Source organism: Dyadobacter sp. 3J3, from assembly GCF_009801115.1.
In the GTDB taxonomy this organism is placed as follows: domain Bacteria; phylum Bacteroidota; class Bacteroidia; order Cytophagales; family Spirosomataceae; genus Dyadobacter.
This window is the reverse complement of sequence record NZ_VTOL01000001.1, coordinates 687,588-710,865: the sequence shown is the minus strand read 5'-3', so window position 1 is coordinate 710,865 and position 23,278 is coordinate 687,588. Positions and strand designations below refer to the sequence as shown.

General features: G+C 38.8%; 22 protein-coding genes. 10 read left to right on the top strand and 12 right to left on the bottom strand.

Features of this window, described 5'->3' with window-relative positions; translation table 11 throughout:
- The first annotated feature begins 14 nt into the window (after positions 1-14).
- The 9 genes from FZF08_RS03080 to FZF08_RS03045 all read left to right on the top strand — a co-directional run bounded on the left by FZF08_RS03080 (position 15) and on the right by FZF08_RS03045 (position 8,157).
- Positions 15-1,385 carry a glycosyltransferase gene (locus FZF08_RS03080; RefSeq protein ID WP_229216393.1) on the top strand — a complete coding sequence of 457 codons (1,371 nt, stop codon included), beginning with the start codon at positions 15-17 and terminating at the stop codon, positions 1,383-1,385.
- The gene (locus FZF08_RS03075) at positions 1,372-1,821 is read left to right on the top strand and encodes a cysteine peptidase family C39 domain-containing protein (protein ID WP_255463375.1); all 450 of its coding nucleotides are present in this window, start codon (positions 1,372-1,374) and stop codon (positions 1,819-1,821) included. The genes FZF08_RS03080 and FZF08_RS03075 overlap by 14 nt, the downstream gene beginning before the upstream one ends.
- Positions 1,757-2,053 (top strand): type II CAAX prenyl endopeptidase Rce1 family protein, encoded by a 297-nt coding sequence (locus FZF08_RS32250; protein ID WP_409012632.1) that lies wholly within the window; start codon positions 1,757-1,759, stop codon positions 2,051-2,053. The genes FZF08_RS03075 and FZF08_RS32250 overlap by 65 nt, the downstream gene beginning before the upstream one ends.
- Positions 2,054-2,062: 9 nt before the next feature.
- A complete protein-coding gene (locus FZF08_RS03065; RefSeq protein ID WP_159467129.1) occupies positions 2,063-2,485 on the top strand; it encodes a hypothetical protein in 423 nt (140 codons plus the stop codon).
- 447 nt (positions 2,486-2,932) lie between these two features.
- Positions 2,933-3,124, top strand: coding sequence for a hypothetical protein (locus FZF08_RS03060; protein WP_159467128.1), 192 nt, complete (start codon positions 2,933-2,935; stop codon positions 3,122-3,124).
- Between the two features lie 359 nt (positions 3,125-3,483).
- Positions 3,484-3,939, top strand: a complete 456-nt coding sequence (locus tag FZF08_RS32245; protein WP_409012631.1) for a type II CAAX prenyl endopeptidase Rce1 family protein — start codon at positions 3,484-3,486, stop codon at positions 3,937-3,939.
- A 73-nt stretch (positions 3,940-4,012) separates the two neighbouring features.
- Positions 4,013-6,175 carry a peptidase domain-containing ABC transporter gene (locus tag FZF08_RS03055; protein ID WP_159467323.1) on the top strand — a complete coding sequence of 721 codons (2,163 nt, stop codon included), beginning with the start codon at positions 4,013-4,015 and terminating at the stop codon, positions 6,173-6,175.
- An 11-nt stretch (positions 6,176-6,186) separates the two neighbouring features.
- On the top strand, positions 6,187-7,350 hold the full coding sequence (locus FZF08_RS03050; protein WP_159467127.1) for an HlyD family secretion protein: 1,164 nt from the start codon (positions 6,187-6,189) through the stop codon (positions 7,348-7,350).
- A gap of 87 nt (positions 7,351-7,437) precedes the next feature.
- Positions 7,438-8,157, top strand: a complete 720-nt coding sequence (locus FZF08_RS03045; RefSeq protein ID WP_159467126.1) for a hypothetical protein — start codon at positions 7,438-7,440, stop codon at positions 8,155-8,157.
- Between the two features lie 66 nt (positions 8,158-8,223).
- Here FZF08_RS03045 and FZF08_RS03040 read toward each other — a convergent pair whose 3' ends face one another.
- From FZF08_RS03040 to FZF08_RS03005, 8 genes are all read right to left on the bottom strand, one after another.
- Complete coding sequence (locus FZF08_RS03040; protein WP_159467125.1) at positions 8,224-9,282, bottom strand: agmatine/peptidylarginine deiminase; 1,059 nt, start codon at positions 9,280-9,282, stop codon at positions 8,224-8,226.
- A 187-nt stretch (positions 9,283-9,469) separates the two neighbouring features.
- Positions 9,470-10,069, bottom strand: a complete 600-nt coding sequence (locus tag FZF08_RS03035; RefSeq protein WP_159467124.1) for a hypothetical protein — start codon at positions 10,067-10,069, stop codon at positions 9,470-9,472.
- A gap of 12 nt (positions 10,070-10,081) precedes the next feature.
- Positions 10,082-11,176: a hypothetical protein gene (locus FZF08_RS03030; RefSeq protein WP_159467123.1), complete on the bottom strand. Its 1,095-nt coding sequence runs from the start codon at positions 11,174-11,176 to the stop codon at positions 10,082-10,084.
- Between the two features lie 149 nt (positions 11,177-11,325).
- Positions 11,326-12,513 (bottom strand): histidinol-phosphate transaminase, encoded by a 1,188-nt coding sequence (locus FZF08_RS03025; protein WP_159467122.1) that lies wholly within the window; start codon positions 12,511-12,513, stop codon positions 11,326-11,328.
- Positions 12,514-13,467: 954 nt separating this feature from the next.
- Positions 13,468-14,361 carry a carbon-nitrogen hydrolase gene (locus FZF08_RS03020; RefSeq protein ID WP_159467121.1) on the bottom strand — a complete coding sequence of 298 codons (894 nt, stop codon included), beginning with the start codon at positions 14,359-14,361 and terminating at the stop codon, positions 13,468-13,470.
- A 51-nt stretch (positions 14,362-14,412) separates the two neighbouring features.
- Complete coding sequence (locus tag FZF08_RS03015) at positions 14,413-15,399, bottom strand: glycosyltransferase family 9 protein (RefSeq protein ID WP_159467120.1); 987 nt, start codon at positions 15,397-15,399, stop codon at positions 14,413-14,415.
- Positions 15,396-16,310, bottom strand: coding sequence for a lysophospholipid acyltransferase family protein (locus tag FZF08_RS03010; protein WP_159467119.1), 915 nt, complete (start codon positions 16,308-16,310; stop codon positions 15,396-15,398). The genes FZF08_RS03015 and FZF08_RS03010 overlap by 4 nt, the downstream gene beginning before the upstream one ends.
- An 81-nt stretch (positions 16,311-16,391) precedes the next feature.
- Positions 16,392-17,303, bottom strand: coding sequence for a lysophospholipid acyltransferase family protein (locus FZF08_RS03005; protein ID WP_159467118.1), 912 nt, complete (start codon positions 17,301-17,303; stop codon positions 16,392-16,394).
- A 102-nt stretch (positions 17,304-17,405) separates the two neighbouring features.
- Between FZF08_RS03005 and FZF08_RS03000 the strand changes: the two genes are divergently transcribed.
- Complete coding sequence (locus tag FZF08_RS03000; protein ID WP_159467117.1) at positions 17,406-17,699, top strand: hypothetical protein; 294 nt, start codon at positions 17,406-17,408, stop codon at positions 17,697-17,699.
- 29 nt (positions 17,700-17,728) lie between these two features.
- On the opposite strand, the gene cobA is transcribed toward FZF08_RS03000, so the two are convergent.
- The 4 genes from cobA to cysD all read right to left on the bottom strand — a co-directional run bounded on the left by cobA (position 17,729) and on the right by cysD (position 23,256).
- Positions 17,729-18,481 carry a uroporphyrinogen-III C-methyltransferase gene (gene cobA, locus FZF08_RS02995; RefSeq protein WP_159467116.1) on the bottom strand — a complete coding sequence of 251 codons (753 nt, stop codon included), beginning with the start codon at positions 18,479-18,481 and terminating at the stop codon, positions 17,729-17,731.
- A 195-nt stretch (positions 18,482-18,676) separates the two neighbouring features.
- Positions 18,677-20,899: a HEPN domain-containing protein gene (locus FZF08_RS02990; RefSeq protein ID WP_159467115.1), complete on the bottom strand. Its 2,223-nt coding sequence runs from the start codon at positions 20,897-20,899 to the stop codon at positions 18,677-18,679.
- 78 nt (positions 20,900-20,977) lie between these two features.
- Positions 20,978-22,222 carry a sulfate adenylyltransferase subunit 1 gene (locus FZF08_RS02985; RefSeq protein WP_159467114.1) on the bottom strand — a complete coding sequence of 415 codons (1,245 nt, stop codon included), beginning with the start codon at positions 22,220-22,222 and terminating at the stop codon, positions 20,978-20,980.
- A gap of 77 nt (positions 22,223-22,299) precedes the next feature.
- Positions 22,300-23,256, bottom strand: a complete 957-nt coding sequence (cysD, locus tag FZF08_RS02980; protein WP_159467113.1) for a sulfate adenylyltransferase subunit CysD — start codon at positions 23,254-23,256, stop codon at positions 22,300-22,302.
- Positions 23,257-23,278 lie beyond the last annotated feature (22 nt).

The following is a 23,278-nucleotide window of genomic DNA, read 5'->3' as shown; positions in this document are numbered from 1 at the left end:
ACTAATAGAAAATAATGAAAAAAATATTACTTTTTTATCCTGCCAATATTCAAAGCCATGTGATCCCAGTAATGAACCTCGCGAGCCAGCTGAAAAACGATTACGAGATTTACGTATTGGTAGTAGAACAAAAAATGGCTGATATTGTCTTAAGCCATGGTTTTCGTCCTATTATAATTAGCCGTTTCAAAGTTGCCATTGGTCATGAAGTGGGTTATCTAAGAGATAAGGGGAATGAATTTACATTATTATATATTTTGAAGGCAATGCTTAGTAACGCATTGTATCGCGATAAGCTTATTGAACTGAGCCCAATAATTAGTGGCCTATCACCCTCTTCTATAATTGTTGATATCTTTAACAGTACTGAGTTACTAGTGCTTAACAAAGTATTTCCAAGCACAAAGCTGATCTGCTTTAATCCTATGCTTTCTACGTATAAGATCGATGGAATTCCAACTGTTTCCGAAAAATCCTGGTCAACTGCTAATACAAAGGACTTTAAAATACACCAAAGAGGCCAGGTCTTTCAGGGATGGAATACATGGATAGGCGCATTATTTAGATTGGTTTATGCAAATCAGTTAAAAACGCTCTTAAGACGCTCCAAATTAGGAGAAAAAAATAAAATTGTTAAAAACGCAACCTATACTATACTTTTTGATAACATACCGGAAATTTTGCTTGCTCCTCAGGAACTGGAATTGTCTCCTGATGTCAAATTGCCTGGACAGTATTATTTGGGGCTTTGTTTAAATAAGAGTCGGGAGGACATAGGCATTGATAAAACCTTTGATGAAAAATTCCGATACATTTTGAATAGAAGGAGAGAAGGTGCCAGAATTATCTATTGTAGTTTTGGTACGTTTTATGAAGACTCAAACCCAATGGTTTTACAGTTTCTGAACAATTTGCTAATTGCATTTTCAAGCCTTGCCTTTCCTGTTGAATTCATATTTTCGATAAAATCGCAGATTAAACAAACGTTGCTTTATCAGAGACAGTTGGCTTCGAATGTTCACTTTTTTGCAAAAGTACCCCAACTCCAAGTGCTGGAAAACACTGATTTGCATATTACCCATGGAGGTTTAGGTTCTATAAAGGAGAGCATTTATTACGAAGTACCAATGCTTATATACCCTTTGGACCTTGTTTATGATCAAAATGGAAATGGCCTTAAAGTCGAACACCATGGTTTGGGGTTGCGGGGCGTGTTTAATCAGGATAAACCCAATGCAATTGCGGATAAAATTATGAAGCTTCTTGAAGATAGGACATTCAAGAATAATATTGAAAGGTTCAATCGGGATTTGACAGATAAATATCCGGCAGATTTCATACTACACACACTCACCGAATTGATAAGCGAGCATGAATCCATTTGAGCACAACGCCGTAGAAGCATTAACCCAATTGGTTAAGTTGGCAAATATAAAAATTACAAAAAAAACCTTGACAGAGGAGTTACAAAAACACCCAAATTTTCCTAGTCTGGCTTCTATTAAGGACGTACTTACTGTTTTTAAAATAAAAACAGTTGCTGCCAGAGGCTCAATTGAAAAATTATCCTTTATGACATTGCCTTCGTTAGTATTTCTTAGTATTGAAGGAGGTTTTTTTGCACCAATTCGTAAAGTTTCCGGCGATAACGTAGAATGGTACCATACACAAAGGGGATGGCAAAACGATACACTTTACGAATTTGAACAAAAATGGAGCGGTGCAATTTTGTTAATAGAGTCAACTGTTGATTCTAATGAGAGAAATTATAAATGGAAATACTTTCAGGAAAGGATTGAGTGTGCGCTGTTACCTTTTTAAATGGTTGTATTATATCTCAGCCCTACTTTTTGGGTTTATTCATATTTTTAATTATCAGTTTAATGATACACATTATCTCTTTATTCCATTCATTACTACGGGCCAACTTTTTGGAGGGTTAATGCTGGGTTATATCCGAATTATTTATGGTTTTTGGTATGATGTATTGTTGCATGCCTTGTTCAACAGCCTTATGATCGGAGGATATTTTATTTTTGACTACCACTTTTAAACATCACTAATGATACTATCATTTTATTTCAAAAAGATCGGATACTGGATTGTTATCCTGTCGTTGGTCATGTTTTTATTAATCATGTTAAATTATGTCTTCTTCCTACCATTCACGGAGATTTGGGTCGGGGGCATAAAATGGTTAGGCCTATGCGGTTTGATACTGGTTACTATTTCTAAGGAGAAAAATGAAACTGATGAAATCGAAAGACTAAGATACCGTTGTTTTTTTCAGATGTTTTTTGCTACGTTGCTCGTTGTCGTTGTTTTTTCCCTTTCCAATCTATTTGTCACACATGGCAAAGTCAGTATAGAAAAAGCATTAGGGTATCTGAAAGACAATGACATGTTTAAATTCACAGTTATTTTTATGTTCATACATTTGTCATCTTTCCGCAGGGAATTAAGAAAAATGGACAAAATATCTTAAATCCAGTCACTTTTTTAAACAAAAACATGAACATAAGATCAAAAAAAAAGCTTCAAATTCTTATCTGGTTCATATTCGGATTGGTGATAGGGCCCATTGTATCAAAGACTTATCCCGTCATTAAAAACTATATTATTTCTTGGTTTGGGTAAGTGCACAATGACTATCATCACTTAGCTAACTTAGGCCGAAAGTATCGTTTATACCTGCCGAAAATGCAGTCGTATAATTTATAGCGCAGAGAAAGAAAAGTCTTAAAATCGACTGTTTGAAGGGTTTTAATGAAAAAGTAATATTTTTTGAAAATATTTTACAAAAAATATGACACTGCAATAATAGTTCAGTGAGAGGAATTATTATTGCAGTGTCATCGTCTGGATATTGTTGGCCAACGTAGTGGATTGATGATTGCTATAATTTGTTTATCACCTAAATAAATAGATAACAATGAAAAAATCGCAAGTTGAAAACTTGGGACTTGTAGAAATGAGTTCTGAGGAAATGGTGTTAATTGATGGAGGTAATCTATGGCTTGCATTGGGGGTGGGATATCTTGGTGCTGCTCTTTACGACTTTACAACGGGTATGCAAGAAGCATATAAAGATTATCAAAATGGCGAATGGAGAAAATCCAGATAAATTTAAATTTTTAACTAACAAGATATTAACAAAAAGCAATTATCTGACTTTAACGAATTAGATTTTAGTTTACTTTCTGACGATGAGTCGATGTTTATTATTGGGGGAGATAGTTGGTTTAAAGATGTAGGTTACAATTTTATGAATTGGATTTTATATGATCTACCTAATTATCAACAAAGTGCGGCATCTAAATCGATGCATGCTGCACAAGGTTAAATGAAACAGAGAACGGGGTAATCTTTTTGATTATTCCGTTCTCTTAATACATAATAATGAGTCATACAGCTAGATAGTATTCTAATGTTTAAATTAAATATCTGACAGTTAATTTTTTATAAACATTATTAATTTTTCATATGCTTATACAAAGAAAATTAATAATATTGATAGTTTCAATATTTGTATTCATAGGGCTTAGAAAAAGTACAACTATTTTAATATCGCAGTTTGTCAAATTAAATTTTACAAATCCTAATGTTCAGGAAGATTTAAACATTTACTATAAAGTATTGGGAGTTGTTTTTTTTGCACCAATATTTGAAACATTTGTTTTTTTCTACTTGCCATTTACTTTTTTACTTTTTTGTTTTAAAAATATAACAATGTCATTCATATTGACTTTTATAATTTTTTCAGCAGCTAGCTTTGGAGTAATACATAATTATAATATCAGTTACCTTTTTAATGCCATTATAGCTGGAGCCTTATATGCCGCTTTTTACTTGTTATTTTATAAACAAAATATGTCCGCATTTTGGTCTACTGTTTTACTTCATGCTGCTTATAATTCGGTTACTCTGATCGATGATTAAGTATCTTGAATTAAAATAATCACGTATAAAATGACTGTAAAAATAAGTAATATAATCTTGACCACACACACATATCAAACAACACGACTTCACCGACTGCGGCGCAGCCTGTCTTGCCTCCATTGCAGCCCATTATAAATTAAGGATTCCCATTGCCCGTATCCGCCAATATGCCGGTACAGATCAGAAGGGTACCAACATGCTTGGTCTAATTGAAGCGGCTCAAAAAATGGGATTTCAGGCCAAAGGTGTAAAAGGTGCTGTTGAAAGCCTTGCAAAAATTCCAATTCCTGCCATTGCTCATGTCGTTCTAAAAGGAGGCCTTCAGCACTATGTTGTTCTTTATCAGATTAGCGAAAATAAAGTCACCTACATGGATCCTGGAGATGGTAAATTTCATTCCAAAACCATTGAGGAATTCAAACAATTGTGGTCAGGCGTACTGATGATTCTACTTCCTTCCGAAGAATTCAAAGCTGGCGATCAAGGCATATCCTTGACACGCCGCTTCTGGGCACTCGTCAATCCACACAAAAGTGTGATGATCCAGGCGCTCTTTGGGGCGGCTGTTGCCACCTTGCTGGGTTTATCCACCTCCATTTATATTCAAAAAATAACAGACCATGTGCTGCCATCCGGCAATATGAACCTGTTACGTTTATTGAGTGTCGGTATGTTGTTTATTTTGTTGTTACAAACCGTTGTCGGTACAATTAAGACCGTGTTTGTATTCAAAACCGGACAGCAAATTGATGCGCAGTTAATTCTGGGTTATTACAAACATTTGCTGAAACTTCCGCAGCAATTTTTTGATACGATGCGGGTCGGCGAGATTATTTCCAGAGTGAATGATGCCGTTAAAATCCGCTCTTTTATCAATGAAACGGTGCTCGACCTGGTCGTAAATGTATTTATCGTGCTTTTCTCTTTTGCGCTGATGTTTACGTATTACTGGAAGCTGGCGTTGATCATGCTCGCTGTTATACCGTTTTATGTAATGTTCTATTGGCTGTCCAATCGCATGAACAAGCGGTTGCAAAGAGAACTGATGGAAAATTCTGCGGATCTGGAAGCCCAGCTTGTTGAATCGCTTAATGCGGCAGCTACCATCAAGCGTTTTGGTATGGAAAGTTATGCCAATTATAAAACGGAAACCCGGTTTATAAAGCTGATCCGGACTGTTTCCCGTTCTTTCATGGCATCTTTGTCCGTTGGCACGGCAAGTGGGGTGGTGTCACAGCTTTTTACAATTATTCTGCTTTGGGTCGGTACTTCCTTTGTGATTACCAATGAGCTTACTGCCGGAGAACTATTTTCTTTCTACGCTTTAATCGGCTATTTTACCGGACCTGCCGGGAAATTGATCAGCGCAAACCGAACGATTCAGGATGCCCTTATTGCTGCCGACAGGCTCTTTGAAATTATGGATCTTGAACGGGAAAAAACGGAAAACAAGATTGAACTTACGCCGGATATGATCGGTGATATCCATTTGGAAAACGTCACTTTCAGGTATGGAACCCGGGCTGTTATTTTTGAGAACTTAAATCTAAGTATTAAAAAAGGAAAAATAACAGCCATTGTAGGAGAGAGTGGTTCGGGCAAATCTACCTTAATTTCTCTTTTGCAAAACCTGTATCCTTTAAAAACCGGTCGTGTACGAATTGGTGATTATGATATTCAGCATCTCGATAATGCTAGTTTGAGGCAGTTGGTCAGTGTAGTACCACAGCAAATACACTTATTTGCAACAACGGTTCTGGAAAATGTGGCCTTAGGTGAATTTGAGCCTGATATTAAGAAAATACTGTATTATGCAAAACAGTTGGGGATTCATGAGTTTATAGAAGAACTGCCCAACGGGTATGCCACGGAATTGACAGAAAATGGTAATAACCTTTCCGGCGGTCAGCGGCAGCGGCTGGCCATTTTGAGAGCGTTGTATCGCGAACCCGAAATCATCATATTTGATGAAGCCACTTCGTCTCTGGATACTATTTCAGAGCAATACGTCCAGCAGACAATCAGAACCTTGTGCGCCGAAGGAAAAACGATTATACTGATTGCGCATCGTTTGTCAACCATTCGGGATGCGGATGAAATCATGGTTGTACACAAAGGAAAGGTCATTGAAAGTGGAAGACATTTGGAATTACTGACCCAAAAAGGCCAATACGAAATGTTATGGCAACAGCAAAGCGGAAGAGTCCCGCAATCTTCTAATCATTTAGTCTGATTTTTTATATTGTGAAACAGCAACTCTTTCCAACCGAGGTTCTTGAAAATAGTGTAGAAGGTTATTTACCGCAGGTTGCTGTAAAAAGTCAATGGATTTATACAATTACCATCCTGGCAGTTGTGCTCACTATATTTTCTCTTCCATTTCTTTATATTGATATTTCTGTACCCAGTACTGGTAATTTGAGGACAAAAAATGAAAAGACAGAGCTTCGGTCTCTTGTAAATGGTGTCATACAAAATGCCTTTGTAAATGAAAATCAGTCGGTAAAAAAAGGAGAGATTTTGTATGAAATTAACTCACAGGAATTATCCGCTAAATCTCAGTTAAATACCGACCAACAAGCTGAAAGAATTTCTTTTACTGATGATCTGGAAAAGTTGATTCGTCTGAACAAAGTTTCTCTACACTACAATCACACCTTCGGTACATCGCTTTACGCGCAGCAGTTTTTTTCATTTCAATCCAAAATGCAGGAAAACTTGTTTCACCAGCAAAAGATAAAAAAGGAGCTGGATGCTGATCGGAAGCTCTTTAAGGAAAAAGCAATTGCTATGCGGGAGTTCGATGCAAAAGAGTTTGAGCATACGCAGTTGGTTGCTCAATATGAATCCACATTTCGTCAGCAATTGGGTCAATGGCAATCAGACTTGACAAGCCAGCATACAGCACTGCAACAATTATTAGCCGAAGCAAAACAACTGGAAGAGCAGCGGAAAAATTTTACGATTAAAGCTCCGGTTACAGGCACCGTTCAGCAGATTTCTGGCAAATATATTGGAAGTTTTATTCAGGCGGGAGAAACACTGGGTATCATTTCACCGGATGATTCATTACTGATCGCCGAATGTTACGTTTCACCACAAAATATAGGTTTGATCAAAAAGGGACAAAATGTTTTGTTAAGGATTGATGCGTTTAATTATAATGAATGGGGAATGATAAAAGGTGAAGTCACGGATATAGCGCATGATTTTACCGTTATAAATGATCTTCCGGTATTTAAAGTTAAATGTGTTTTATTACAAAAACAGGTCAGGTTAAAAAATGGCTATGCCGTTTCTCTAAGCAAAGGACTAAGCTTTCACGCTGCATTTGTCATAGCCAGACGAAGTCTTTATCAGCTGATTTATGACAAAGCGGATGATTGGCTCAATCCCAAAAATAGATAAACTTACCGCTCACTCATCTAGGTAATTTTACGCTTAAAACCTGAAAGCAACCACAATACCTTTGATTAAAATTAAACTTAATCAAAAATGAAAAACACTCACCTGTACGCTTTTTTATTGCTGGCCTTGACGGTAACTTCTTGTAAAACAAGTGCCATTTTAACGGACACTTTTGAAAGTGATGTGATGGGCACTATGCCCATTAAGAATATTCCGGGAAGTCCCGTGGGGGACGAAGTTGTATATGAAGCGGTACTGAATCCAAGGCTTCGTATTACTACTTCCAATAACAGTGCCGGACAAAAAGCTCTGACTTTTTCGCAGGCTCCTGCACCAGGACTTGATGCACACAATCAGTTTCTGTCTTTCCGGGGAGTATCCTCGGATTTTACGGAGCCATTATGGTTTTCTTTCATAGGGACATTATCTGGTACAGGTAGTGATCTTATGATAGATATTGCGGACGGATCGGCTGGTTTGATTGCCAGGATGTATTTCAGGAACAACGGAAATGTTGAACTGGATAGGAGCTTGGCGGGAACACCAGCAGAATTGATAGGAAATATTCCGCCAGGTACAATTCACACGATTATCTTGACACTCGACATGAATAAGAGCTCCTACAACCTGACAATATTTAAAACAGTTGGCAATATTTTAGTAAAAGATCACCCTCTGCTTTTGGGTAACCCGTTGTCATATGCAAATCCTGCACACCCTCAAATTAGTTTTCGATTTGATGAAAATAATTATGACGACAGGAAATATGTAATTGAATCTGTAAGCATCAGCCGTAAAAAACCTTAATCAATAAAACTCCCGTTTTTATTTATGTTAAAGTATCTTTTAAAGACGGGAGTTTTAATTTAAAATTTATACAGCCGGTTCCTGCTGACTCAAACAATGAAAACTCCCTTGTCCCCAGATTATTTCAGTAGCCTCCAATGGGATAATTTTTCTGTCAGGCATCGCTTTTTCTAAAATGTCGATCGCAATCTGATCGTTTGGATTATTGAAAACCGGGACGATAACACCTGCATTGCACATCAGGAAATTTACATAGGAACCCGGTGTGCGGAAATCGTCAATGATCACAGCTTTCGGCATTGGAATTTCAATTATATTCAGTTGCTTCCCATTCAGCAAACGCATATCCTTCATCATTTTAAGGTTTGTTTGAAGAATCTCGTAATTCTCATCGTTTGGATCATTTTCGACAGCAGCGATCACAGTATCCTCACTGATAAAACGGGTAGTATCGTCAATATGTCCGTCTGTGTCGTCTCCGGCAATTCCGGCTTCAACCCATAAAACCTGATCAATTCCATAATAATCGGAAAGAAATTCTTCGATCTGACTTTGATTGAGGTGAGAATTTCGGTTTTGGTTTAATAAACAGGATTTGCTGGTTAGCAAACTTCCGGCTCCGTTAAATTCTACCGAACCACCTTCCATAATAATTCCTGGCGTAAGAAATGGAAGACTTAGATAATCAGCAATCGCTTGCGGCGTCCGGTTATCGTCATCATAAGGCGGATATTTTCCTCCCCAGGCATTATGTCCCCAGTCAATAATCATTTTTTGTTTTGTTTCCGGATTGATCAGAAACGCTGGTCCATGATCCCGGCACCAGGCGTCGTTGGTAGGTTTTACAACAAATTCAATTTTGGATAAATCAACCTGGATTTTTTCCAGTTCATCAATGATGAAGTGTTTAAGATTTTCATCATTGGCAATAATACCAACATTTTCGCCCTGGCTGATCGCTTTAATAAAAGCCAGATATTGCGGATACATTTTCGAAAGTCTGTCGCCTTGCCAGGAAGCGTCATTGTGGGGAAATGTTAACCAGGTAGCGCGATGCGGGTGCCATTCGGCTGGAAAAGTAAATCCTGATGCTTTGGGTGTGGACGACAAATGAAATTCTGACACGGTAATATTGATATGTAATTAAAAGAAATCTTATTGACCTTGTAAAGGTCGGAAAGGTTTTCCAGAAAAATGATTGGGGAAGTAAAGAAAGTAGGATATGAGCCTTGTTGATAAAATGAAAAATCCAAAGACGCCGCTTTGGTGCGGGCTTTGGACTTTCTTCAAAACGTTGGTAAAGAAATAACTTTTATTTGTCGGATACAATTACATTTTCAATTAAATAGGAGCCTTCTTCAGTGGTAAGATTGTAAGCCATTTCAAGTTTTCTGGCGTTTACCTGCACTACACCCACTTTCCAGCTGGATACTTCGCCGGTTTTGGGTTCAAAATGATAAAGTATATCATTTTTTGAAAGCTGCTTCATTGCCTTATTTCCTTTGTCAGTTTGTACCTGATGGTGTGGCGTGGCTTCCAAAAGTAGAGCTGGAACAAGTGGCCAATTTTCGTTCCGGGCCAGTGTTTCATTTGCCGGACGAAGGTAAACGGCTGTCAATGCTGCATCGGGATTATAAAAAACCTCAACGCCTTTCACTTTTGTTGTAATACTTTTTCCTTTATGGCATGTCCTGACTTTTTCTCCAACTTTCACGTCACGTATAGGCTTGAGGGTTCCGTCTGCCATGGTTACACTCGCATTCGGGCAAAAATATTTGTCATGCTTCTTTTCTTTTGAAGCAGTTCTGTTCGCTAATTCTGTTTTTTCGGGTTTATTATTATTTTTTTCTGAATGTGCTAATGCAGCAAAAGACAATAAAGAAAGAAACGGAATAATTATTTTTTTACGCATAAAAGAGACGAATCAAGCTTTTGACACTCTTACAAAAACTTTGCTGAACAAATTAGGTAATCCGCCCAAAGCAATCATGACGACACCAGCGATTATCAGCGTTGTCAAATGTGTAAATAAAGCACCGGTTGACAAAATACCTAAGATAAGAATTGTCGAAAATGGTAGTGAAAATGCAAGAAGTAATACAGCCAGTTCCATATCGAAAGTTCTCTTTTCTTTGGCGAGTCCCATAGCATCTTCACGCAAATTGAACGCAGAAATATGGGCTAGCGGCCAGAAACTCGCTGCGCTCAAAGGAATAACAATGGCAAGTAAAATCATGGATTGATCCGTCAGATTTAAAACGTAGATCATACCCGCACTAATAAGCATGGTGCTCCCTGCTCTGAAAAGCAGAATACTTGCTACAATTGCTTTTTTTCCTTCTTTCAACTGTACCGCAAGACCTATAAAAAGAAGTACAAGCGGCGTCATCATTGCACTGGTTTTGTCAAAAATCTCGGTAAGAAAAAAGGGTAATGTTTTGTAATTGATACCCAAACCCAGAAGCACCAATGCCAGAATGATCAAAACATTGATTGGTTCCTGAAACATATTACCAAAAAGACTTTTAAGCTTTCCGCCCATTTTGGTTTCGGTGTCGTGACTGTTTTTTAGGAACATATTCATCGCCAGAATGTAAAGCGAAATAAGCACGAAAAACTTATTTCCAACATCTGCGAGTGCCGCGATCGCCAAGCTTTTTTCGCCTAGAAATTCGGCAATAAAGGGAAAACAGGATAAACCCGGAGCTAAGGATGGAATTAACATCATCAGTGTACGGCCTGTCGGACTATTTTTTTCGATACCAAAAATCGCAAAAGCAAGAGGTGCCGAAAAGAACATTAAAAAGTTGAAAACCAGAGTCACCAGAGGAATAATGATCATCGACGAATCAATGTCAATTTTCATTAAGGAGATAAAGATCGTTGATGGCAAAGCAACAGAAAGAATTATTTCTTTAATACCGTTGGTTTGATCCTTACTTTTAAACTTCCCTCTTAATAGAAGTCCGAGGCCGATTAATAAAAGTAAGGTGATGGTTTTTTGTAAGGCATCACTCATAATAAATACTTTTTTATTGACTAGCTACCCGACAAGAATATGTCCGGTGAAATGAATAAAAATCAAAAAAAGACAGGCTGGTTATTCGGGGTCTTATCCGGTTTGGATACATGTACCGAAAAACCAGCCATCAGTCAGATTACAGCAAATTAGCTGATTGTTCCAAGTGCGCTAACGAAAGTTTTCATTTCGTCCATTGTACCGAGACTAACGCGGCACCATGGTTTGTTCTGGATGTCAAAAGCACGGACTGAAATGTTTTTGGCAGCCATTTTGGACAACAGATCTTTGCCCGACATATTTACAGGGAAGATTACGAAGTTGGTATAAGAAGGGATGTATTTGTAACCCATTTTATCCAGATTCGCGTAAAGATATGTTTTCGCTTCATGGTTCAATTTACGGGTCATGCCCTGGAATTCACTATCATCCATTGCAGCAGAAGCGGCAGCGATTGACGTGTAAGAAATTCCCATTCCACCACGAGTGATTTTTTCAATTTGTTTGATAAATGCAGGTTGCGCAGCCATGTATCCAACCCGGATTCCAGCCATTCCCATGATTTTTGAGAATGTACGTGCGATGATTACATTTTTATTTTTTTGAAGCAATGATACCATACTTTGTGTATCAGCGCCAACAGCTAGTTCAATATAAGCTTCATCAACGAAAATAGGCACTTTTTCAGAAACGCGTGAACAGAAATCTAACAGATCCTTACCAGATGTAATAGCACCGGTAGGATTGTTTGGATTGCATATGTAGACAAGTTTTGTGTCTTTGTCAACAGCTGCTTCCATCGCTTTCAAGTCGTGAGAATGGTCTGCCGTAACAGGAACAGCTTTCCAAGTAGCGCCAACAGATTTAGCAACCTGAATTAGAGACATATAGCAAGGATCAGCAGAAACGATATTTCCGCCGTTCATAAAAAGTACCAATGCTACTTTTTCCAGAAGATCAGAAGAACCAGGTCCCATCATAATATAATCTGTGGAAACGCCTTCTTTTTTCGCGATTTTTTCAACAAGGTCAGACATTTCTTTCCATGCGTAACGATTTCCTCCTACTACGGAGTCACAAACTGCTTTCTGAGCTGTTTTAGGTGGTCCATATGGGTTTTCATTGGCGCCAAGACGTACCATTTTAGAAAGATCTGGCTTTTTGTCAAGAAAATGCTCGCGAACCATTGGGCTGCGATAGATTCGGTTTTCCGGGTCAAGGGATAATGGCATATCTGAGAATGCGCCGCCGAAACTCAAATGAGGGGCTAGCGTCATACCACCAATGGCCATTAAGCCTGACTTCAACAAATTGCGACGGTCGATTTTCTGATTCATTTTCCTGTAAAAGTTAAGTAATAGTAATTGGAGTGATTGATAAGATAAATTTAAACAAACTTTTTATAATTCCCTATTTTGCTGTTACAGAGGTTTATAGTAATTCGGTCATGCACTAATTTTTTATAATATAGATCCAGGCAAGCTTTAAACTTCTGTTACGCTGATGTAGCGATTGTAAGAAATTTATATCGGTCAACAGTAAAAAAGTTATGGCTGTGGTGTCCACGTTTCTGTGCGCCGCACACACGTTCACATAGACATTTCCAACAGCCATAATCTTGTAAAACTGCTTTTCCGGAAAGCAATACCCTCTTAATCGAGGACAAACAGTTTAGCCGGACACCGAATAAACGTAAAAAATTCAGGTGCTGACAATGTTTGTCCACGTAGTCAGGTTAACAATTGACAAAATTATATTGTAAAAAAGCAGAACTTCTTTGTAGCTATGCCTGAGCATAAGCAATCAAAGAGGATCGTGTTCGTACTTCTTACATTCAGATATATTCATGTGCGGCTGGAATATATCTGGCAGTTTGAAAGTCTAGTCATTCGTTTAATGACATTTCAAATATACTGACAAAGTGGATAAATGCAAGAGAATAAATCTAATACTTGTTACTTTTTGCAATAAAAATTGGTTTAACCCGAAAGTGGTAGAATATTATAGCACTATATTGATAATTTATTAAAATTATCAAGTTTTAATCCAATCTATAAAATATGTAGACTTACAATTCCTTTGATATTTCTTAAATGCCTGAGAAGCTGAAAAATGCCGGGGAGAAACTTTTTGACTTTTTTTGTTTTTATATATTTGAATAGCAGTGACTTATCTTTATAGTAGCTTTCATATTTTATTTTGACAATAGATAATTCCAATAAAGCCAGAATGACCATAATTTATGGAAATTCTGGCTTTATTGGAATAGTTATATTTTTAAGATAATGTTGTTAATCAATGTAGCGACTAAGAATTGGTTTGTAAGAATCCACTCTTCTATCTCTCAGGAACGGCCAGGTTGTTCTGTAATGGTCAAGTTTTTGCAAATCGATTTCTTCGACATGTACAATTTCTTCTATATGTGGGGCCAGATATAGCAGGCGTCCCTGAGGATTTGCTATAAAAGAACCGCCCCAGAATTGCTGATCCGCCTCGCGTCCAACGCGGTTCACAGAAACTACGTAAATGCCATTAGCAACAGCATGTCCCCGCTGAATGGTTTGCCACGCACCGTATTGTTCATCATTGATGATAGGATCGGTCTCATTCGTATCCCAGCCAATTGCCGTAGGATAAAACAATATTTCGGCACCCATTAAGCTGGTAATTCTTGCTGCTTCCGGATACCACTGATCCCAACATATTAATACGCCGATTTTGGCAAATTTTGTATCAAAAGTCCTGTAACCGTGCGAATTTGATTCCTCCAAAGATGCATCTCCAGGTGTAAAATAGAATTTCTCATAATATCCCGGGTCATCCGGAATGTGCATTTTACGATATTTTCCTAAATAGGTACCGTCTGCATCCAGTACCGCAGTTGTATTATGATACAGTCCTTGTGCTCGTTTTTCGAACAAGGAAGCTATGATAACAACGCCTAATTCTTTTGCCAGACTGCTTAAAGATTCCGTTGAAGGACCAGGAATTGGTTCTGCCAGTTCAAAGTTTTTATGATCTTCAACATCACAGAAATACAAGGATTTGAAAAGCTCCTGCAGACAAACGATCTGAGCACCTTTGGCAGCGGCTTCTCTTATTTTAGTTTTAGCTTTTTCGAAGTTAGCATCAACATCAGCGGAACAGCTCATCTGAACGATTCCGATATTTACTTTCTTATTCATCCAACAATTAAATTAAAATTTCGGTGGGCGTTTTAACACCAGTTTGTAACGTTATTTACTAAGAGGAAGTTCTTTAATTTCGAAATTGAAAGATACTTCATTCATGCATTTGAAATGTTTCTTCGGGCATTCCTTGTATCCGATTTTAGAACATGGCCTGCAATCCAGATCATTATTTTCAATGACTTCAAAAGCCGTTTTGTAAGGATACATGCCAAACGCCGGAACCGTATTTCCCCATATCGAATATACTTTTTTCTTGAATGCAGCTGCTACATGCATCAATCCGGTGTCATGAGAAAAAACAATCAGCGATTGTTCAATGAGAGAAGCAGATTGATTAAAATTATATTTCCCGGAACCGTTGAAAATCATTTTTTCGCCCAGTGCTTTTACAATTTCTTCTCCCGCTTCGAAATCTTCTTTTCCGCCAAGGAGAATAATCGGATAATTTATTTTTCGGCAAAGTTCGATCATGCGATGAACGGGCAGCTTTTTGGTAGTATGCTGTCCGCCAATAGCGTAAGCCACAAAATTATCCTGATGCGTTTCCGGAATCCAGTTCCGTTCAACTTTATCTTTATAGGGAATAAAATAATCCAGACCCAAATCGTCATTTATTACACCTAAGGGAACCAGGGTTTCCAGATACCGGTCAACGATATGAATGTCGGGAAGATAATTTATTTTAAACTGGGTTTGCAGCCATTTTTGGGCGTTCAGTTTTTGGAAACTATACGACTGTGTGAAAAGCGCCAGTTTGATATGAAGCGTTCGTAAATTGGTATGCAGATCAATTATGTAATCAAACTTTTCCGCACGCAGTTCTTTGATCATTTTACTCAGACTTCCATCCAGCAACCAGATTTTATCGACGTAGGGATTATCTTCAAGAAGGAAGCCAAATTTGCTTTTAGTAAAATAATGAACCTCCGCATCTGGATATTGCTGTTTCAGGCAGCGTATTACGGGAGTCGTCAGTACAATATCACCAATTGATGAAAAGCGTAGGATTAAAAATTTAACAGGTTTGTTCACGATTTTTCTTTTACTTCCAATGTTTGATCCCGGTGCAGTACTTGCGGACGTTTATGTTTCCAGCGTTTATGGCTCCATAACCAATTGTCTGGCTGCCGGATAATATCTTCTTCTAAAAACGAAATTTGCTTCTGAAGAATATAATTCGTCGGCTCTTGTTTTGGCGTTTCGGTGATCAATTTAAAATAAAATTTGTAGAATCCCCGCTTAAAATTATTTCTTAACACACCCATATAAAGTACAGGAGCATTTAGCTTCCGGGCGATCAGTTCAACACCTCTGAAAACACCCGTATCCTGATTTAGGAAAGTTGTCCAGTAAGCACGTTCGGGTGAAGGAGATTGATCGTTGATGAGGATAAAGAGAAAAGGTTTGTCACGCGGACTTACAGCACTCTGAAAAGCTTTCTGCATAGGTACCATTTCGGTCCCGAACTGGGTTCTGACATCTTTGAACCAGTTGTCAAAGGTTTGATTCGCGAGCTGGTGATATACTACGACCATCTGATAACGGAATCTGACCGAAGCAAACAAATTAAGCATTTCCCAATTTCCAAGATGCCCGGCTACGACAACCAGGTTTTTCTTTTGAGCATAATAAAGATCCAGAATATCCGATTCTGCTTCAAACCGTTTTAATAAATCAGACTTTGAAATGCTTCTTAATTTGATTGTTTCAAAAATAATATCTGTAAAATTCTGATAATATTTCCGGGCAATTTTTCGGATCGTAGCCTTGGGAAGGCTCGGGAAACTGTTTTTAAGATTGGTAAGAATTACTTTCTGTCGATAGTGGAAAATATCAAAAATAATAAACCGCAGCAGGTCGGAAAAACGGTATAATGTTTTCCATGAAAGATGCGAAATCGTAGATAATAATTTTATGACAATACGGGTAAGGAAATTTTCCATACAAGACTTTCTAAAAGTGGGAGTACTGGTGAAAAATAACCGTACCGTTTTCAGAAGGGATATGGAAATGGCCTGAAACTATTATCGTGGCACTAAACTCAGCAATTGTTCTGGTTTTAGAGATTCAGGTTTTTCATGTTTCCAGCGTCGGTGGCTCCAAAGCCAGTTGTGCGGCTGAAGGCGAATATCCTGCTCTAATATCTGAATCTGCTTTTCCAAAATTCCATTGACCGGAACTTCCTTAGGCGTGTCGGTTATTGTTGTAATGTCAACATGATAAAAGCCCCTTTTGTTCTCGACTTTGCTGAATTCTGCGTATAGTACAGTAAGATTTAATTTTCGTGCTATGGCTTCCACGCCCCGGAAAACACCGGTGTCCTGATGTAGGAATTTTGTCCAGAAAGCAGTCTTCGGATTTGCAGATTGGTCATTGGCCAAAACAACTACAAAAGGTTTGGTTCTTGGTGTCAGCAACTCCTTAAATATTTTGTCCATCGGGACAAGTTTCGCCCCAAAACGAGTCCTATAATCCAGAAACCATTTATCAAAAACTTTATTTTGCAACGGGCGATACACTACGATGCAGTCGTGCGAAAATTGAAGAGATGAAAATAAATTGGCCAGCTCCCAGTTGCCGCGATGGCCCATGAGGAAAACAGCACTTTTATTTTGTTTGTATAAGTTATTTACAATCGTAAGATCACCTTCAAGTCGTTCACGAATAACTTCCGGAGAAGCGGTCCTGAACTTTAAAGTTTCCAGAATAATATCGGTGAAATGAATATAAAAATTGCGGGAAATAACTTTAATTTCTCCCTCCGTTTTTTCAGGAAAGCTATTGCGTAAATTTTCGAAAATTACCTTTTTGCGATATCCAACGATACCAAATAGCAACCAGCTCAGCGCAGTGGATACTCTGAATATGTTATTCCATGAGAGATGCGCAATAGAATTAAGAAAGAAAATTGAAATTTTGGCAACGATTTTATTCATAAATACTTTTTTACAATATTACATATAACGTATGTGTATAAAAAATTAGCATTTCTTTTTAAATTTGGTTAGCTTCACTATCAAATCAATACGTATCAAACTGTGTTAGAAAGCTTATTTGACATAAAGAATGATCGTCGCCTCAGCGTATATCTGTATCGAATGGGATTCGGTATGTGGCTCATGTATTTGGCATTGGGTGCGCCTGCACTTCATACCTACAAGCATTACAGAATGGATTGTGGAGTATTTTCTGTTGTGCTGATGGTTATAGGTTTCTCTGCTTCCATGGTTTTTGATTATGTTCACAATCGGGAAGCCTATGAATATAAAAAGAAGTGGCTGTTCGTTAGTTATCTTGTACTAGCAGGGATTATTTACTTTTTTATTCTTTAAAAGTAGCATTTCTGTTATCAGCATATTCCCTAAAGCTGTTTGTTAACCATTTCTTCAATTTTCTGGAAGGTCAATCCCGGAAGCGCTGCAACTTTTCCAATCACGATGACTGCGGGAGATTTTATGTCTGCTTCTTTTGCCAGTAGTAAGATATTTCCAATCGTTCCCAAAACAATTTTTTGTTCCGGAAGTGAACCGTTTTGAATGATTGCAATTGGCTCGTCAAATTTATCCAGATCGGTGTAGATATTAATTATTTCGTCGAGTTTGTGTGTTCCCATAAGGATCACAACCGTTGCAGAAGAACGTGCTGCCCAGGGAAGATCGGCCGATAATTCATGTGATTTTGTAGTTCCGGTTACAACCCAGAAGCTTTCGCTCACACCACGGGAAGTCAATGGAATTCCTGCCAAAGCCGGAACTGCATAAGTACTGGAAATACCAGGAATAACTTCGGATTCAATACCGTGTTGGGCAGCATATTCAATTTCTTCATAACCGCGACCGAAAATAAATGAATCGCCACCCTTCAAACGTACTACTTCTCCATACTCACTGGCAGAGGCAACAATCAGTTTGTTAATTTCATCCTGTCCGCAGCTTACTTTTCCAAAACGTTTTCCAACATGAATTTTCAAACATTCTTCGGGACAATGATCTAAAATGGCAGGATGCACAAGGGCGTCATAAAGCACAACTTTGGCAGTTTGTAATGCTTTAATACCTTTCAAAGTGATCAGGTCAGGATCGCCGGGACCGGCACCGATTAATGTAAGTTTCATAGGGAAATAGCTGTCGGCTTTCGGCGATCAGCTGTCAGTGGGTTGCTGTAAGAGAATTTTCAGCATAAAAATTCAGTCTGCTGAAATAGAAATGAAGTGAGATGAAAGAAGTCAACTTTCAAAAGTTGACTTCTTTCAATATATATAATCTTAATTCGAGCCGCAGCTAAAAGCTAACGCCTAAAAGCCAACAGCCTAGCTATCCTTTCCAAATGAAAGCTCCTGCAATACAGGTTCTCCTGTTTCCATCAGCTGAGCTCCGCGTGTATTACGAACAAAGTTCAAAAAGTCTTCCGCCGTTTTTACAAAATAAGTAGCAAATTCCTCTGTTGGTTCAAATTTGTTAATGCTGAAAGCAAGGGAACGGAAAGGCGTTTCTTCTGAATCGGGCAAAACATATTCTGCCGGGATTTCATATTTAAACTCTTTTCCAAAGTTACTTTCGAAATCATTGATGATACCATACTGTGTGTTTGTGCTCACATCTTTGGTCATCAACAATCCTTTTGCACCCGTGATCAAAACGTTGTAAGCATGATAAATCGCATCAGCCCAGATTTTTGATTCGAAATTTTCTTTTGCAAGATTTAATTTTTCCTGTCCTTCTGTAATTGTCGTGGCCACAAGGTCAACCAAAACGCTGGCACATTCACCAACACCAATTTCAGTTTTGAACATTTCATCATGATCCCAGTCGCGGTAATCATCTTCCTGAATAGTTGAAAGATCTGCGATAGGTTTCAATAACTGAAAGAAATAATTTTTAGTCTGACGTGCGTAATATTGGTTGAAATATTCTCCGTCGTAAGCATTTGATTCGTAATCGTTGAAGATTGTGCGAAGCGCTTCTGGTCCGCGTTTGGCAGGAACTTTAATTACTTTATCACCAATCAAACCAATTCCGTCACCGGAAAAACCACCGCCTAATAAAACCTGCAAAGCTGGCAATACCAGTTTTCCATTTTTTATTGAACTACCGTGGAAACCAATATTAGAAGCATTATGCTGGCCGCAGCCGTTCATACACCCGCTAATCTTGATCTTGATATCCTGGTTGTAAATCATTTCAGGAAATTCATCTTTCATGACGTCTTCCAGAACGCGCGTAATTCCGTAACTGCTTGTAATAGCCAGGTTACAAGTATCTGTTCCAGGGCAGGTTGTAATGTCCATTGTACTATCAAAACCTGGATTTACCAATCCCAATTTCGAAAGTTCGTTGTATATCGCTACAAGGTCTTCTCCTTTAATAAATCGAAGAATATATCCCTGATTAACCGTTACGCGAATATCATCAGCAGCATATTGACGTACAATATCAGCCAAGGAACGCGCCGTGTCAGAATGCATATCTCCGAGCAAAACACGTAACTGAACTGCATACCAACCTCTTTGTTTTTGTTCAAACGTGTTGGTTTTAAGCCATTTCGTGAATTCTGTCAGGTCTTCAATATTTTCAGAAGCGATCTTCAAAATTTCTTCTTCGCTCAAAGATGGGCGAGGAGCGTGGTTGATTGATTCTGCTTCGTTGGTACCGAATAAATCGTCCGGAATCTGGAATATTTTATTTTTAACAGCAGTCCGTTCTTCTTCCACTTTTGCCATCAAACCTTCCAGTCCAAGATCGTTCAAAAGGAATTTCATCCGCGCTTTATGGCGACGAACTCGTTCTCCATGACGGTCAAAAACACGAAGCAAAGCTTCTATGAATGGAATAACATCTTTTTCTTCCAGGAATTCAAAAGCAGTTTGTGCCGAGAAAGGCTGTGCACCTAATCCGCCACCGATCAAAACCTTGAATCCTTTAACTTCTTCGCCCGCTTCGTTTGTTCCCATTTTGGCGATAAGTCCAACGTCATGGATGAACGCCAAAGCTGAATCTTTTTCAGAGGAAGAAACTGCGATTTTGAATTTCCGTCCCATATCCTGATTGATCGGATTACGAAGGAAATAAGTGAAAATCGAATGTGTTATCGGCGTAACATCAAAAGGTTCATCCGGATCAATTCCTGCAACGGACGAAGCCGTAACGTTACGAATAGTGTTTCCACATGCTTCTTTCAAAGTAATTCCGGCATCTTCCAGATCGGACCAAAGTTGTGGAGAATCTGAAAGTTTAACAAAGTGCAATTGTATATCCTGGCGCGTAGTCGCATGAAGGTTTCCTGTTGCAAATTTGTCGGAGGTATCAGCGATACGAACAAGCTGGTCGGCGGTGATACGTCCATACGGCAATTTGATACGGATCATTTGAACGCCAGGCTGGCGCTGACCGTACACACCGCGCGTCAGACGAAACTTGCGAAAAGCTTCTTCCGGCGTTTCACCCGTGTTAAATGCGTTGATCTTGTTTTGTAAATCAACAATATCACGTTTTGCAGCGGTTGATACTTTGTCTGAAATTACTAAATTATTCATGGTGATATATTCTTATAACCTATCGGAATAGTATATTAACTTTATAATAGAAAAAAAGGTGCGGATAAGTGCGCCTTTTTATTCAACCATACAAGCGCCTACGGTAACGTTTGAAGTTTCGTCAATCAGAATAGCAGCACCGTTGGCTCTGTTTTGCTGATACGGATCGTAAGCGATAGGTTGTGCCGTTCTCAAAACAATTCTTGCGACATCGTTTAATTTCAGACTTTCAACCTCATCCAGTTTTTCGTACGAATTTATATCAATTTGATATTCTATGCTTCTGACAGAACATTTCGTTCTCGCAGTTCCGTGCTGAAGAAGATATTTGTCGCCAGCTTTTAATGTCTTACGGTCATCCATCCAGCAAACAAGTGCTTCAATATCCTGGCTAACGATTGGCGAATTGTCAACAGAAACAATCATGTCGCCACGACTGATATCCACGTCATCTTCCAAAAGAATAGTAACCGATTCAAAAACACCAGCTTCGATAATCTCCTGTCCACCGAATTCTATTCTCGCAATTTTTGATTCTGTTCCGGAAGGCAATATTTTAACAGCTTCTCCTTTTCTTAGAGAACCGCTTTGCAAACGACCTGCATAACCGCGGTAGTCATGTAATTCCTCAGTCTGAGGGCGGATTACATATTGTACTGAAAAACGTCCGTCGGTAGTATTTTTATCTTTTAATACATTTACAGTTTCAAGAATTGACAGCAACGTTTCGCCTGTATACCAGGGCATATTTTTGGATCTTTCTACGATATTATCTCCGTTCAGCGCGCTGACAGGAATAATGGTAAGATCTTTAATATTCAATTTGTCAGCCAGATCTTTATAAGTCTGAGCGATTTCCAAAAACGCATCCTCAGAATTTCCAACCAGATCCATTTTGTTAATCGCTACAACCACGTGAGGAATTCCTAACATAGAAGCAATCAGCGAGTGACGGCGGGTTTGTTCGGCAACACCATGACGGGCATCAACCAAAATAATCGCCAAATCTGCATTCGAAGCACCAGTAACCATGTTGCGGGTATACTGAATATGTCCCGGTGCATCAATTGAAATAAACTTACGGTTTGGCGTCTGGAAATATTTGTAAGCTACGTCAATCGTAATCCCTTGTTCACGTTCAGAACGAAGTCCGTCCGTCAAAAGAGCCAAATCAATTTCACCATCATTACGGCTTTTGCTGGCACGCTCGATCGCTTCCATCTGATCTGCCAGAATATTTTTTGTATCAAAAAGCAAGCGTCCGATCAACGTACTTTTTCCGTCGTCTACGGAACCTGCTGTTATAAATCTTAGTAAATCCACCTTGTGCTAATTATGAATTAAGAATGAGAGAATGATTGAATGTGCTCGTAATGAGCTTTCTGTCAATTTCTCATTGTTTAGAAATATCCTCCTTTTTTACGGTCTTCCATGGCAGCTTCTGTCTGCTGATCATCGATACGGGTCTCGCCGCGTTCGCTGATTCTGGAAACTGTGATTTCCGCAATTACTTCTTCCAACGTTGCAGCGCTTGACTCAACAGCAGCAGTACAAGTCATATCACCAACGGTACGGAAACGAACTTGTCTGGTTACAATCTGATCTTCCGGATCTTTTTCGATTACCGGAGTATTGTACAACAAACGTCCGTCGCGCAGGATACACTCACGTTCGTGCGCGAAATAAATGCTAGGAAGTGTAATGCCTTCTCTTTGAAGATATGCCCAAACGTCTAATTCTGTCCAGTTTGAAATCGGGAAAACACGTACGTTTTCGCCTTTATGAATCCGTCCGTTGAAAAGATTCCAAAGTTCTGGTCTCTGACGTTTTGGATCCCATTGGCCAAACTCGTCACGGAATGAGAAAATACGTTCTTTTGCACGTGCTTTTTCTTCATCACGACGCGCACCACCGATGCAGGCATCAAATCCAAATTCTTCGATTGTGTCTAGTAAAGTGAAAGTCTGCAACCAGTTGCGGCTCGCGTTTTTCCCAGTCGGTTCTTTCAGATTTTTCGCCTTGATGGTATCTTCCACATAACGAACGATCAGTTTTGAACCTGTCTTTTCAGCAAGCATATCACGGTAATCCGTAGCTTCCACGAAGTTATGGCCCGTATCAATATGAACTAACGGAAATGGAATTTTACCCGGAGCAAATGCTTTTTGAGCAAGACGAACCAAGGTTATTGAATCTTTTCCTCCTGAAAATAGTAACGCCGGACGTTCAAACTGACCAGCCACTTCACGCATAATGTAAATCGCCTCTGCCTCTAGCTGATCCAGGTAGTCCGGTTTTCTACGGTCAATATTTCCTTGGTCGCTAAGATCCGACGCCTCTTTTACTGAAATTGACATACTTACTTCATTAGACATTTAA

Excerpts from the sequence above, each read along its gene's own strand:
- FZF08_RS03045 (WP_159467126.1), top strand. The coding sequence starts at position 7,438 with ATGAAAAACACTCACCTGTACGCTTTTTTATTGCTGGCCTTGACGGTA.
- FZF08_RS03075 (WP_255463375.1), top strand. The coding sequence starts at position 1,372 with ATGAATCCATTTGAGCACAACGCCGTAGAAGCATTAACCCAATTGGTT.
- cobA (WP_159467116.1), bottom strand. The coding sequence starts at position 18,481 with ATGAAACTTACATTAATCGGTGCCGGTCCCGGCGATCCTGACCTGATC.
- FZF08_RS03025 (WP_159467122.1), bottom strand. The coding sequence starts at position 12,513 with ATGAATCAGAAAATCGACCGTCGCAATTTGTTGAAGTCAGGCTTAATG.
- FZF08_RS02990 (WP_159467115.1), bottom strand. The coding sequence starts at position 20,899 with ATGAATAATTTAGTAATTTCAGACAAAGTATCAACCGCTGCAAAACGT.
- FZF08_RS03005 (WP_159467118.1), bottom strand. The coding sequence starts at position 17,303 with ATGAATAAAATCGTTGCCAAAATTTCAATTTTCTTTCTTAATTCTATT.
- FZF08_RS32245 (WP_409012631.1), top strand. The coding sequence starts at position 3,484 with ATGCTTATACAAAGAAAATTAATAATATTGATAGTTTCAATATTTGTA.
- FZF08_RS03020 (WP_159467121.1), bottom strand. The coding sequence starts at position 14,361 with ATGAATAAGAAAGTAAATATCGGAATCGTTCAGATGAGCTGTTCCGCT.
- FZF08_RS03080 (WP_229216393.1), top strand. The coding sequence starts at position 15 with ATGAAAAAAATATTACTTTTTTATCCTGCCAATATTCAAAGCCATGTG.
- cysD (WP_159467113.1), bottom strand. The coding sequence starts at position 23,256 with ATGTCAATTTCAGTAAAAGAGGCGTCGGATCTTAGCGACCAAGGAAAT.
- FZF08_RS03065 (WP_159467129.1), top strand. The coding sequence starts at position 2,063 with ATGATACTATCATTTTATTTCAAAAAGATCGGATACTGGATTGTTATC.
- FZF08_RS03010 (WP_159467119.1), bottom strand. The coding sequence starts at position 16,310 with ATGGAAAATTTCCTTACCCGTATTGTCATAAAATTATTATCTACGATT.
- FZF08_RS03030 (WP_159467123.1), bottom strand. The coding sequence starts at position 11,176 with ATGAGTGATGCCTTACAAAAAACCATCACCTTACTTTTATTAATCGGC.
- FZF08_RS32250 (WP_409012632.1), top strand. The coding sequence starts at position 1,757 with ATGAGAGAAATTATAAATGGAAATACTTTCAGGAAAGGATTGAGTGTG.
- FZF08_RS03035 (WP_159467124.1), bottom strand. The coding sequence starts at position 10,069 with ATGCGTAAAAAAATAATTATTCCGTTTCTTTCTTTATTGTCTTTTGCT.
- FZF08_RS03060 (WP_159467128.1), top strand. The coding sequence starts at position 2,933 with ATGAAAAAATCGCAAGTTGAAAACTTGGGACTTGTAGAAATGAGTTCT.